Raw genomic sequence first — 13,054 nt, forward strand, 5'->3', positions numbered from 1 at the left:
ATCGAGAGCGGGGCAGGATTGCCCGCTCTCTGCTCCGCCAGGAGGAAAGGCCTTGAAAGACCTACTGAATTTGCTGAAAAACCAGGGTCAAGTCGAAGAGTTCGACGCCATCCGTATCGGATTGGCATCGCCTGAGATGATCCGTTCGTGGTCGTTCGGTGAAGTTAAAAAGCCGGAAACCATCAACTACCGTACGTTCAAACCTGAGCGTGACGGCCTGTTCTGCGCCAAGATCTTTGGCCCGGTAAAGGATTACGAGTGCCTGTGCGGTAAGTACAAGCGCTTGAAGCACCGTGGTGTGATCTGCGAGAAGTGCGGCGTTGAAGTCGCGCTGGCCAAGGTTCGTCGTGAGCGCATGGCGCACATCGAACTGGCTTCGCCAGTTGCCCACATCTGGTTCCTGAAATCGCTGCCGTCGCGTATCGGCTTGCTGATGGACATGACCCTGCGTGATATCGAGCGCGTTCTCTACTTCGAGAGCTACGTCGTTATCGACCCAGGCATGACCACCCTTGAAAAAGGTCAGCTGCTCAACGACGAGCAGTACTTCGAAGCGCTGGAAGAGTTTGGCGACGATTTCGATGCCCGCATGGGTGCCGAAGCTGTCCGTGAACTGCTGCACGCTATCGACCTGGAGCACGAGATTGGTCGTCTGCGCGAAGAAATTCCGCAAACCAACTCCGAAACCAAGATCAAGAAGCTGTCCAAGCGTCTGAAGTTGATGGAGGCCTTCCTGGGTTCCGGCAACTTGCCAGAGTGGATGGTGCTGACCGTTCTGCCGGTTCTGCCGCCAGATCTGCGTCCACTGGTCCCGTTGGATGGCGGTCGTTTCGCGACTTCCGACCTCAACGACCTGTATCGTCGAGTGATCAACCGTAACAACCGCTTGAAGCGCCTGCTTGATCTGTCCGCTCCGGACATCATCGTGCGCAACGAAAAGCGTATGTTGCAGGAAGCTGTCGACGCCTTGCTCGACAACGGTCGTCGTGGCCGCGCTATCACCGGTTCCAACAAGCGTCCTCTGAAATCCCTGGCTGACATGATCAAGGGTAAGCAGGGTCGTTTCCGTCAGAACTTGCTCGGTAAGCGTGTTGACTACTCCGGTCGTTCGGTAATTACCGTAGGTCCGACCCTGCGTCTGCACCAGTGCGGCCTGCCGAAGAAAATGGCTCTCGAGCTGTTCAAACCGTTCATTTTCGGCAAGCTGGAAATGCGTGGTCTCGCGACCACCATCAAAGCTGCCAAGAAGATGGTCGAGCGCGAGTTGCCAGAGGTTTGGGACGTTCTCGCTGAAGTGATTCGCGAACACCCAGTGCTTCTCAACCGTGCACCGACCCTTCACCGTCTGGGTATCCAGGCGTTTGAACCGGTACTGATCGAAGGTAAGGCTATCCAGCTGCACCCGCTGGTCTGCGCTGCGTACAACGCCGACTTCGACGGCGACCAAATGGCCGTGCACGTACCGCTGACGCTGGAAGCCCAGCTGGAAGCGCGTGCGTTGATGATGTCGACCAACAACATTCTGTCGCCAGCCAACGGTGAGCCAATCATCGTTCCGTCGCAGGACGTTGTATTGGGTCTGTACTACATGACGCGTGAAGCGATCAACGCCAAGGGCGAAGGTCGTGTGTTCGCGGATCTGCAGGAAGTTGACCGTGTGTTCCGTGCCGGCGAAGCCGCACTGCACGCCAAGGTCAAAGTGCGGATCAACGAAACCGTCAACGACCGTGATGGCGGCAGTGTGAGCAACACCCGTATCGTCGACACCACTGTCGGCCGTGCACTGTTGTTCCAGGTTGTGCCAAAAGGTCTGTCGTACGACGTCGTCAACCTGCCGATGAAGAAAAAGGCGATCTCCAAGCTGATCAACCAGTGCTACCGCGTGGTTGGTCTGAAAGAGACCGTGATTTTCGCTGACCAGTTGATGTACACCGGTTTTGCCTATTCGACCATTTCCGGCGTTTCCATCGGTGTTAACGACTTCGTTATCCCGGATGAAAAAGCCCGCATCATCAGTGCTGCCACCGATGAAGTGAAAGAGATCGAAAGCCAGTACGCCTCCGGCCTGGTAACCCAGGGCGAGAAGTACAACAAAGTGATCGACCTTTGGTCCAAGGCGAACGACGAAGTGTCCAAGGCGATGATGGCCAATCTCTCGAAAGAGAAAGTCATCGACCGTCATGGCGTCGAAGTCGAGCAGGAATCCTTCAACTCGATGTACATGATGGCCGACTCGGGCGCACGGGGTTCTGCTGCGCAGATCCGTCAGCTCGCCGGTATGCGTGGCCTGATGGCCAAGCCGGACGGCTCCATCATCGAAACGCCGATTACCGCGAACTTCCGTGAAGGTTTGAGCGTACTCCAGTACTTCATCTCCACTCACGGTGCTCGTAAAGGTCTGGCGGATACCGCGTTGAAAACCGCGAACTCCGGTTACCTGACTCGTCGTCTGGTAGACGTTGCGCAAGACTTGGTTGTAACCGAAGTCGACTGCGGCACCGAACATGGTCTGCTGATGACTCCGCACATCGAAGGCGGCGACGTTGTAGAGCCGCTGGGTGAGCGCGTGCTGGGCCGTGTTATCGCTCGTGACGTGTACAAGCCGGGTACCGAGGAAATCATCGTTCCTGCGGGCACGCTGGTTGACGAGAAGTGGGTCGAGTTCATCGAACTCAACAGCATCGACGAAGTGATTGTACGTTCGCCGATCAGCTGCGAAACCCGCTATGGCATTTGCGCCAAGTGCTACGGCCGTGACTTGGCTCGTGGTCACCAGGTGAACATCGGTGAAGCTGTCGGCGTTATCGCTGCCCAGTCGATCGGTGAGCCGGGTACCCAGCTGACAATGCGTACGTTCCACATCGGTGGTGCGGCAAGCCGGACCTCCGCAGCCGACAGCGTTCAGGTGAAGAATGGCGGTACCGTCCGTCTGCACAACCTGAAACACGTTGAGCGAGTGGATGGTTGCCTGGTTGCAGTGTCCCGTTCCGGTGAGCTGGCCATCGCTGATGACTACGGTCGTGAGCGCGAGCGTTACAAGCTGCCGTACGGTGCGGTAATTTCGGTTAAAGAAGGTGACAAGGTCGACGCTGGCGCCATCGTGGCCAAGTGGGATCCGCACACTCACCCGATCGTTACCGAAATGAAAGGTACCGTGACCTACGTGGGCATGGAAGAAGGCATCACGATCAAGCGTCAGACTGACGAATTGACCGGTATGACCAACATTGAAGTACTTGACGCCAAAGACCGTCCGGCTGCCGGCAAGGACATCCGTCCTGCGGTGAAGATGGTCGACGACAACGGCAAGGATCTGTTGCTGCCAGGCACTGACGTAATCGCTCAGTACTTCCTGCCAGCCAACGCCCTGGTCGGTGTGGCGGATGGTGCGAAAATCGCGATCGGTGATGTTATCGCGCGTATTCCGCAAGAAACTTCGAAGACCCGTGACATCACCGGTGGTCTGCCGCGTGTTGCCGACTTGTTCGAAGCCCGCCGTCCGAAAGAAGCGTCGATTCTGGCTGAAGTCAGCGGCACCATCGCGTTCGGTAAAGAGACCAAAGGCAAGCGCCGTCTGGTTATCACCCCTAACGACGGTACCGATCCGTACGAAGAGCTGATTCCGAAGTGGCGTCACCTGAACGTCTTCGAAGGCGAACAGGTAAACCGCGGCGAAGTTATCTCCGACGGCCCGAGCGATCCACACGACATCCTGCGTCTGCTGGGTGTGAGTGCGCTGGCCAAGTACATCGTCAACGAGATCCAGGACGTTTACCGTCTGCAAGGCGTGAAGATCAACGATAAGCACATCGAGACCATCCTGCGTCAGATGCTGCGTAAAGTTGAAATCGCTGAATCCGGCGATTCCACTTTCATCAAGGGCGACCAGATGGAACTGACTCACGTCCTGGTAGAGAACGAGCGTTTGGCTGGCGACGACAAGTTCGTCTCCAAGTTCACCCGCGTTCTGCTGGGTATCACCAAGGCGTCGTTGTCCACCGAATCGTTCATCTCGGCGGCCTCCTTCCAGGAGACCACTCGCGTACTGACCGAAGCGGCGGTAACCGGCAAGCGGGATTACCTGCGCGGCCTGAAGGAAAACGTGGTCGTGGGTCGTCTGATCCCGGCCGGTACCGGTCTGGCTTATCACAGCGAGCGCAAGCGTCGCCGTGATGCTGACAAACCGTTGCGCGTAAGCGCCAGTGAAGTGGAAGCTGCACTGACCGAAGCGCTGAACTTGAGCGGTAACTGAGTTCTGCGATAAACAAGGGTGGGGCCCCGGCGGCCCCGCTCGTCAAATCGAGACAAAATGTCGAGGTTGGATGGGCGGGGAGGTCGGGGCCTTGTCTTGACTGGGGGCAAGATCCTCTTTAGACTCTTGTACCCCTAAATTTGGCGGGAACTCGTTCCTGCCATTTTGCTTTTCTTGCAAGACAATAGCGTCGCAAGACAACAGTGGAGCTAGTAGATGGCAACTATCAACCAGCTGGTACGTCAGCCGCGTAAGCGTATCGTCGAGAAATCCGACGTGCCTGCGCTGCAGAACTGCCCGCAACGTCGTGGCGTATGCACCCGTGTGTATACCACCACGCCGAAAAAACCTAACTCGGCACTGCGTAAAGTATGCCGTGTGCGTCTGACCAACGGTTTCGAGGTTTCCTCGTACATCGGCGGTGAAGGCCACAACCTGCAAGAGCACAGCGTGGTACTGATCCGCGGCGGTCGTGTAAAAGACTTGCCAGGTGTTCGTTACCACACCGTACGCGGCTCCTTGGATACTTCCGGCGTTAAAGGTCGTAACCAGGGTCGTTCGAAGTACGGTACCAAGAAGCCTAAGTAGTAGCGGCTTTTTGTAAAAACTGATTTTCTATTTTTCTGAGTCGATAAGAGTAAGGTCGGAGGCGTCCCGCAAGGGCACCGATTCCGAGCGAACCTGAAGACCGTTTGAGGGCTTATCCATGCCAAGAAGACGCGTAGCAGCCAAGCGCGAAGTGCTTGACGATCCAAAATACGGAAGCCAAATCCTGGCCAAGTTCATGAACCACGTGATGGAAAGCGGCAAGAAAGCCGTTGCCGAGCGTATCGTTTATGGCGCGCTGGAAAAGGTTAAAGAACGCAAGAACAGCGATCCCCTGGAAATCTTCGAGAAAGCTCTCGACGCCATCGCTCCGCTGGTCGAAGTGAAGTCGCGCCGTGTAGGCGGTGCTACTTACCAGGTTCCGGTCGAAGTTCGTCCGTCCCGTCGTAACGCCCTGGCAATGCGCTGGTTGGTAGACTTCGCCCGTAAGCGCGGCGAGAAGTCTATGGCCCTGCGTTTGGCTGGCGAACTGTTGGACGCTGCTGAAGGTAAAGGTGCTGCAGTTAAGAAGCGTGAAGACGTGCACCGTATGGCTGAAGCCAACAAGGCTTTCTCGCACTACCGCTTCTAATTTTAGCGTCAATAATTTTGCGAGGGCTTTATGGCTCGTACAACACCGATTAATCGCTACCGTAACATTGGTATCGTTGCTCACGTGGATGCTGGTAAAACCACCACCACCGAGCGCGTCCTTTTTTACACTGGCAAAAGCCACAAGATGGGCGAGGTGCATGACGGCGCCGCGACCACAGACTGGATGGTTCAGGAGCAGGAGCGTGGTATTACCATTACTTCTGCTGCTATTACCGCCTTCTGGCAGGGTTCCGAGAAGCAGCACAAAGACCAATACCGCTTCAACGTCATCGATACCCCGGGCCACGTTGACTTCACTATTGAAGTTGAACGTTCCCTGCGTGTGCTTGACGGTGCGGTCGTTGTGTTCTGCGGCACCTCGGGCGTTGAGCCTCAGTCGGAAACCGTATGGCGTCAAGCCAACAAATACGGCGTTCCGCGTCTTGTTTACGTCAACAAGATGGACCGTGCCGGTGCGAACTTCCTGCGCGTGATCGCTCAGATCAAGCAGCGTCTGGGTCACACTCCGGTGCCAATCCAGTTGGCTATCGGTTCCGAAGACAACTTCCAGGGTCAGATCGATCTGATGTCCATGGAAGCTGTTTACTGGAATGACGCTGATAAAGGCATGACTCCACGTCGCGAGCCTATCCCTGCAGAACTGCAGGAATTGGCTGACGAGTGGCGCGGCAATATGGTTGAGGCTGCGGCCGAAGCCAGCGAAGAGCTGATGAACAAGTACCTCGAAGGTGAAGAACTCACCAACGCGGAAATCAAGGCCGCTCTGCGTCAGCGTACTATCGCTGGCGAAATCGTCCTGGCTGTTTGCGGTTCTTCCTTCAAGAACAAGGGTGTTCCCCTGGTTCTCGATGCCGTTATCGATTACCTGCCGGCCCCAGTCGACATTCCAGCCATCAAGGGTACTGACCCGGATGACGAGACTAAAGAGCTGGAGCGTCATGCAGACGACAGCGAACCGTTCTCGGCGCTGGCGTTCAAGATCGCTACCGACCCATTCGTGGGTACCTTGACCTTCGTCCGCGTTTACTCGGGCGTGTTGGCCTCCGGCGACGGCGTGATCAACTCGGTTAAAGGCAAGAAAGAGCGCGTGGGTCGTATGGTGCAAATGCACGCAAACGCCCGTGAAGAAATCAAGGAAGTGCGCGCTGGTGACATCGCGGCCTTGATCGGCATGAAGGACGTCACCACTGGTGAAACTTTGTGCAACGCTGACAAGCCAATCATCCTGGTTCGCATGGACTTCCCGGAGCCGGTTATTTCGGTTGCCGTTGAGCCTAAAACCAAGGATGACCAGGAAAAAATGGGTATCGCTCTGGGCAAGCTTGCTCAGGAAGATCCATCTTTCCGCGTCAAGACTGATGAAGAGACGGGTCAAACGATCATCTCTGGTATGGGCGAATTGCACCTGGACATCCTGGTTGACCGGATGCGCCGTGAGTTCAACGTCGAAGCCAACATCGGTAAGCCTCAGGTTTCCTATCGTGAGCGCATCACGAAGAGCTGCGAAATCGAAGGCAAGTTCGTTCGTCAGTCCGGCGGTCGTGGCCAGTTCGGCCATTGCTGGATCCGTTTTGCTCCTGCTGACGAAGGTCAGGAAGGTCTGCAATTCGTGAACGAAGTGGTTGGTGGTGTGGTTCCTAAGGAATACATCCCGGCTATCCAGAAGGGTATCGAAGAGCAGATGAAGAACGGTGTTGTTGCCGGCTATCCGCTGATCGGCCTGAAGGCGACCGTGTTTGATGGTTCTTACCACGACGTCGACTCCAACGAGATGGCGTTTAAAGTGGCTGCTTCCATGGCGACCAAGCAATTGGCTACCAAAGGTGGTGGTGAGCTGCTTGAGCCGATCATGGCGGTAGAGGTTGTTACGCCTGAAGACTATATGGGTGATGTGATGGGCGACCTTAACCGTCGTCGCGGCATGATCCAGGGTATGGAAGACACAGTGTCCGGCAAGGTTATTCGTGCCGAAGTTCCGCTGGGTGAGATGTTCGGTTATGCGACCGACGTTCGCTCCATGTCCCAGGGTCGCGCAAGCTACTCTATGGAATTCAAAAAATACGATACAGCTCCGACACATATCGTCGAAACTGTTACCAAAAAACAAGGCTGATTCAGCCCTTTAGGCAAGGAGTTAATTGTCGTGGCTAAAGAAAAATTTGACCGTACCCTCCCGCACGTCAACGTTGGCACCATCGGTCACGTCGACCACGGTAAAACCACGCTGACTGCTGCTCTGACTCGCGTCTGCTCCGAAGTTTTCGGTTCGGCTGTTGTTGCTTTCGACAAGATCGACAGCGCTCCAGAAGAAAAGGCTCGTGGTATCACCATCAACACCGCGCACGTTGAATACAACTCGCTGATCCGTCACTACGCTCACGTTGACTGCCCAGGTCACGCTGACTACGTGAAGAACATGATCACCGGTGCTGCTCAGATGGACGGCGCTATCCTGGTTTGCTCGGCCGCTGATGGTCCGATGCCACAAACCCGTGAGCACATCCTGCTGTCCCGTCAGGTTGGCGTTCCGTACATCGTTGTCTTCCTGAACAAGGCTGACATGGTTGACGACGCTGAGCTGCTGGAACTGGTTGAGATGGAAGTGCGCGATCTGCTGAGCACTTACGACTTCCCAGGTGACGACACTCCGATCATCATCGGTTCGGCTCTGATGGCTCTGAACGGCCAAGACGACAACGAAATGGGCACCACTGCCGTTCGTAAACTGGTTGAGACTCTGGACAGCTACATCCCAGATCCAGTTCGTGTTATCGACAAGCCGTTCCTGATGCCAATCGAAGACGTATTCTCGATCTCCGGTCGCGGTACTGTTGTAACTGGCCGTATCGAGCGCGGTATCGTCAAGGTTCAGGATCCACTGGAAATCGTTGGTCTGCGTGACACTACCGTCACCACCTGCACCGGTGTTGAAATGTTCCGTAAGCTGCTCGACGAAGGTCGTGCTGGCGAGAACTGCGGCGTGCTGCTGCGCGGCACCAAGCGTGACGACGTTGAGCGTGGCCAGGTGCTGGTCAAGCCAGGTTCGGTTAAGCCGCACACTACCTTCGAAGCTGAAGTGTACGTGTTGAGCAAAGAAGAAGGCGGTCGCCACACTCCGTTCTTCAAAGGCTACCGTCCACAGTTCTACTTCCGGACCACTGACGTGACCGGTAACTGCGAACTGCCGGAAGGCGTTGAAATGGTAATGCCAGGCGACAACATCAAAATGGTTGTCACCCTGATCAAAACCATCGCAATGGAAGATGGTCTGCGTTTCGCTATTCGTGAAGGCGGTCGTACCGTCGGCGCTGGCGTCGTAGCCAAAATCATCGCTTAATAAGTGATGACTTGAAAAAGCCCCCGCCTAGCGGGGGCTTTTTTATTGGGTTGACACTGCAGTAGCCCGTCTATAGAATTGCGCCTCCTTTTAACGGGCGTATTGCGCTCGCTGGGAATAGCAGCCGGAGTCTGAAATCCAATGCAAAATCAGCAAATCCGTATCAGGTTGAAGGCTTTTGACCATCGCCTGATCGACCAATCCACCCAGGAAATCGTGGAAACCGCGAAACGTACTGGTGCTCAAGTGCGTGGTCCAATTCCACTGCCTACCCGTAAAGAGCGGTTCACCGTTCTGGTCTCCCCGCACGTCAACAAAGACGCGCGTGACCAGTACGAGATCCGTACTCATAAGCGTGTTCTGGACATCGTCCAGCCAACGGATAAAACCGTTGATGCTCTTATGAAGCTTGATCTTGCGGCCGGTGTGGAAGTGCAGATCAGCCTCGGCTAAGACTCGGTCTTAGTCGTGTAACGCTCTGAAATGGGCGGCCATAGCGGGTGAAAGCCCCGTACACTCATGAGGTTTACAACATGACTATTGGTGTAGTCGGTCGTAAATGCGGTATGACCCGTATTTTCACCGAAGAAGGTGTCTCCATTCCGGTCACGGTCATTGAGATCGAACCGAATCGCGTCACCCAGTTCAAAACTGAAGAGACCGATGGCTATCGTGCAGTGCAAGTCACTGTAGGCGAGCGTCGTGCTTCGCGTGTTACAGCTGCTCAAGCTGGCCACTTCGCTAAAGCGAACGTTGCCGCTGGTCGTACCGTAATGGAATTCCGTCTTGAAGAAGGCGAGTACCAGGCCGGCGATCTGATCAACGCTGAAATCTTCGCCGCTGGTCAACTGGTTGATGTAACCGGTCAGTCCAAGGGTAAAGGCTTCCAGGGTACGATCAAGCGTTGGAACTTCCGCGGGCAAGATAATACCCACGGTAACTCCGTGTCCCACCGCGTCCCAGGCTCTATCGGCCAGTGCCAGACTCCTGGTCGTGTATTCAAGGGCAAAAAAATGTCCGGTCATATGGGCGCTGAGCGCGTGACCGTGCAGTCCCTCGAAGTAGTGCGCGTGGACGCTGAACGCAATCTGTTGTTGGTCAAGGGCGCTGTTCCTGGCGCTACTGGCGGCAACTTGGTTGTACGTCCAGCAGCCAAGGCTCGCGGTTAAGGGGAAGCTGACATGCAATTAAATGTAAATGACGCTCAAGCGATCGAAGTTTCCGAACTGACATTTGGCGGCGAATTCAACGAGACGCTGGTTCACCAAGCAGTCGTGGCCTACATGGCCGGCGGCCGTCAAGGTAGCAAGCAGCAAAAGACCCGTTCCGACGTTCGTGGTGGCGGTAAGCGCCCATGGCGTCAGAAAGGTACTGGCCGTGCTCGTGCCGGTACTATCCGTAGCCCAATCTGGCGCGGCGGCGGTACCACTTTCGCAGCTCGTCCACAGGATCACACCCAGAAGCTGAACAAGAAGATGTATCGCGCAGCAATGCGTTCCATCCTTGCTGAGCTGGTGCGTACTGATCGTCTGGTCGTGGTTCAGGACTTCGCTGTTGATGCACCGAAGACCAAAGACCTGCTGAACAAACTGACCGGCATGGGCCTGACTGACGTCTTGATCGTGTCTGAAGTGGTTGATCAGAACCTGTACCTGGCTGCTCGCAACCTGCCACACGTTGATGTACGTGACGTGCAAGGTTCCGATCCAGTTAGTCTGATCGCATACGACAAGGTGTTGATCACCGTGTCGGCCGTGAAGAAATTCGAGGAGCTGCTGGGATGAACCAGGAACGCGTATTTAAAGTTCTGCTCGGCCCGCACGTTTCCGAGAAGGCTACGGTTCTGGCTGACAAGAAAGGCCAGTTCGTTTTCAAGGTTGCAACTGATGCAACCAAGCTGGAAATCAAGAAGGCCGTCGAAAGCCTGTTCAGCGTGAAAGTAGAGCGTGTTACTACCCTGAATGTTCTGGGTAAGAGCAAGCGCACTGCTCGCGGTCTGGGCAAGCGTAATGACTGGAAGAAGGCAGTTATCTCCCTTCAGCCAGGCCAAGATCTCGATTTCAGCAGCAGTGCTGAGTAAGGAAGGGGTGCATCATGGCAATCGTTAAATGCAAACCGACTTCCCCTGGCCGCCGTTTTGTGGTCAAGGTGGTCAACCAGGAGCTGCATAAAGGCGCTCCTCACGCACCGCTGCTCGAGAAAAAATCGAAGACTGGTGGTCGTAACAACAATGGCCGTATTACTACCCGTCATATCGGTGGTGGTCATAAGCAGCATTATCGTATGGTCGATTTCCGTCGCAACGACAAAGATGGCATCATCGCCACTGTCGAGCGTATCGAATACGATCCCAACCGTACTGCTCACATCGCACTGCTGTGCTACGCAGACGGCGAGCGCCGCTACATCATCGCCCCTAAAGGCGTGAGTGCTGGCGACCAGCTGATCGCAGGCGCACTGGCTCCAATCAAGCCAGGCAACGCTCTGCAACTGCGCAACATTCCAGTCGGTTCCACCGTACACGGCATCGAACTGAAGCCGGGTAAAGGCGCACAGATCGCTCGTTCCGCTGGTGCTTCGGCTCAGCTGATCGCTCGTGAAGGCGTTTACGTGACCCTGCGTCTGCGTTCCGGTGAAATGCGTAAAGTCCTGGCTGAATGCCGTGCGACCCTGGGCGAAGTCTCGAACTCCGAGCACAGCCTGCGTTCGCTGGGTAAAGCTGGTGCCAAACGCTGGCGTGGCGTTCGCCCAACCGTTCGTGGTGTTGCCATGAACCCGGTTGACCACCCACATGGTGGTGGTGAAGGTCGTACCTCTGGTGGTCGTCATCCGGTATCGCCATGGGGCTTCCCGACTAAGGGCGCGAAGACTCGTGGTAATAAGCGTACCGACAAAATGATCGTCCGTCGTCGCAAGTAAATAGAGGGATACGACAGTGCCACGTTCTCTGAAAAAAGGTCCTTTTATCGATCTTCACCTACTGAAGAAGATCGAAGTGGCGGCGGAAAAGAATGATCGCAAACCGGTGAAAACCTGGTCGCGTCGTTCGATGATCCTGCCACAAATGGTCGGTCTGACCATCGCAGTACACAACGGTCGTCAACACGTCCCAGTTCTCGTTAACGAAGACATGGTCGGCCACAAACTGGGCGAGTTCGCCGGTACCCGCACTTATCGTGGGCACGTGGCAGACAAGAAAGCCAAGCGTTAAGGGGTTAGGAAATGGAAGTAGCCGCTAAGTTGTCGGGCGCTCGAATCTCCGCCCAGAAAGCCCGCTTGGTCGCCGACCAGATCCGCGGGAAGAAGGTGGGCGAAGCGCTCAACCTGTTGGCTTTCAGCAGTAAGAAAGCCGCCGAGATCATCAAGAAAGTGCTGGAGTCGGCCGTAGCCAACGCCGAGCATAACGAAGGCGCAGACGTTGATGACCTGAAGGTCAGCACCGTTTTCGTCAACGAAGGGCGTTCGCTGAAGCGTATCATGCCACGTGCCAAAGGCCGTGCTGATCGCATCGTCAAGCGGTCTTGCCATATCACTGTCAAGGTTGCTGACAAGTAACGGAGTCGAAGAGATGGGTCAGAAAGTACATCCCATTGGCATTCGCCTGGGAATCGTCAAGGAGCACACCTCCGTCTGGTACGCAGACGGTCGGACTTATGCGGACTATTTGTTCGCTGATCTGAAGGTGCGTGAGTATCTCCAAGACAAACTAAAAAGCGCGTCCGTAAGCCGTATCGATATCCATCGTCCGGCCCAAACTGCACGTATCACCATCCACACCGCTCGTCCAGGTATCGTTATCGGGAAGAAAGGTGAAGATGTTGAGAAACTGCGTCAGGACCTGACCAAGCAAATGGGTGTGCCTGTGCACATCAATATCGAAGAGATCCGCAAGCCGGAGCTCGACGGTATGCTGGTTGCGCAGAGCGTAGCTCAGCAGCTGGAGCGTCGCGTAATGTTCCGTCGCGCTATGAAGCGCGCTGTTCAGAACGCCATGCGCATTGGTGCCAAAGGCATCAAAATCCAAGTGAGCGGTCGTCTCGGCGGTGCTGAAATCGCACGTACTGAATGGTATCGCGAAGGTCGTGTGCCACTGCACACCCTGCGTGCCGACATCGACTATGCCAACTACGAAGCTCACACCACTTATGGTGTGATCGGTGTAAAGGTTTGGATCTTCAAAGGCGAAGTAATTGGTGGTCGCCAAGAAGAACTGAAACCACAAGCACCAGCGCCTCGTAAAAAAGCTGCTAAGTAAGGGGTACGCC

The 13,054-nt window shown here is 55.5% G+C and carries 13 protein-coding genes; all 13 read left to right on the forward strand.

Features of this window, described 5'->3' with window-relative positions:
• The first annotated feature begins 52 nt into the window (after window positions 1-52).
• Window positions 53-4,252: a DNA-directed RNA polymerase subunit beta' gene (gene rpoC, locus CKW25_RS15685; protein WP_095080424.1), complete on the forward strand. Its 4,200-nt coding sequence runs from the start codon at window positions 53-55 to the stop codon at window positions 4,250-4,252.
• Between the two features lie 216 nt (window positions 4,253-4,468).
• Entirely contained in the window at window positions 4,469-4,840 is a 372-nt protein-coding gene (gene rpsL, locus CKW25_RS15690; RefSeq protein WP_002555494.1) for a 30S ribosomal protein S12, read from the forward strand.
• 118 nt (window positions 4,841-4,958) lie between these two features.
• Window positions 4,959-5,429: a 30S ribosomal protein S7 gene (rpsG, locus tag CKW25_RS15695; RefSeq protein WP_002555493.1), complete on the forward strand. Its 471-nt coding sequence runs from the start codon at window positions 4,959-4,961 to the stop codon at window positions 5,427-5,429.
• A gap of 30 nt (window positions 5,430-5,459) precedes the next feature.
• Complete coding sequence (fusA, locus tag CKW25_RS15700) at window positions 5,460-7,565, forward strand: elongation factor G (RefSeq protein WP_095080426.1); 2,106 nt, start codon at window positions 5,460-5,462, stop codon at window positions 7,563-7,565.
• Window positions 7,566-7,595: 30 nt separating this feature from the next.
• Window positions 7,596-8,789 (forward strand): elongation factor Tu, encoded by a 1,194-nt coding sequence (gene tuf, locus CKW25_RS15705; protein WP_008145495.1) that lies wholly within the window; start codon window positions 7,596-7,598, stop codon window positions 8,787-8,789.
• 141 nt (window positions 8,790-8,930) lie between these two features.
• A complete protein-coding gene (gene rpsJ, locus CKW25_RS15710; protein ID WP_003186070.1) occupies window positions 8,931-9,242 on the forward strand; it encodes a 30S ribosomal protein S10 in 312 nt (103 codons plus the stop codon).
• 80 nt (window positions 9,243-9,322) lie between these two features.
• The gene (gene rplC, locus CKW25_RS15715) at window positions 9,323-9,958 is read left to right on the forward strand and encodes a 50S ribosomal protein L3 (RefSeq protein ID WP_003186059.1); all 636 of its coding nucleotides are present in this window, start codon (window positions 9,323-9,325) and stop codon (window positions 9,956-9,958) included.
• Between the two features lie 12 nt (window positions 9,959-9,970).
• Window positions 9,971-10,573 (forward strand): 50S ribosomal protein L4, encoded by a 603-nt coding sequence (gene rplD, locus CKW25_RS15720; RefSeq protein ID WP_007896707.1) that lies wholly within the window; start codon window positions 9,971-9,973, stop codon window positions 10,571-10,573.
• Complete coding sequence (gene rplW / locus CKW25_RS15725) at window positions 10,570-10,869, forward strand: 50S ribosomal protein L23 (RefSeq protein WP_002555488.1); 300 nt, start codon at window positions 10,570-10,572, stop codon at window positions 10,867-10,869. The genes rplD and rplW overlap by 4 nt, the downstream gene beginning before the upstream one ends.
• A 14-nt stretch (window positions 10,870-10,883) precedes the next feature.
• Window positions 10,884-11,708 carry a 50S ribosomal protein L2 gene (rplB, locus tag CKW25_RS15730; RefSeq protein ID WP_095080427.1) on the forward strand — a complete coding sequence of 275 codons (825 nt, stop codon included), beginning with the start codon at window positions 10,884-10,886 and terminating at the stop codon, window positions 11,706-11,708.
• 16 nt (window positions 11,709-11,724) lie between these two features.
• A complete protein-coding gene (rpsS, locus tag CKW25_RS15735; RefSeq protein ID WP_002555486.1) occupies window positions 11,725-12,000 on the forward strand; it encodes a 30S ribosomal protein S19 in 276 nt (91 codons plus the stop codon).
• Between the two features lie 11 nt (window positions 12,001-12,011).
• Window positions 12,012-12,344: a 50S ribosomal protein L22 gene (gene rplV / locus CKW25_RS15740; protein WP_003210077.1), complete on the forward strand. Its 333-nt coding sequence runs from the start codon at window positions 12,012-12,014 to the stop codon at window positions 12,342-12,344.
• 13 nt (window positions 12,345-12,357) lie between these two features.
• Window positions 12,358-13,044: a 30S ribosomal protein S3 gene (gene rpsC, locus CKW25_RS15745; protein ID WP_003176422.1), complete on the forward strand. Its 687-nt coding sequence runs from the start codon at window positions 12,358-12,360 to the stop codon at window positions 13,042-13,044.
• Window positions 13,045-13,054 lie beyond the last annotated feature (10 nt).

Origin of the sequence: Pseudomonas sp. Irchel s3h17 (genome assembly GCF_900187505.1) — a bacterium.
Lineage (GTDB): Bacteria > Pseudomonadota > Gammaproteobacteria > Pseudomonadales > Pseudomonadaceae > Aquipseudomonas.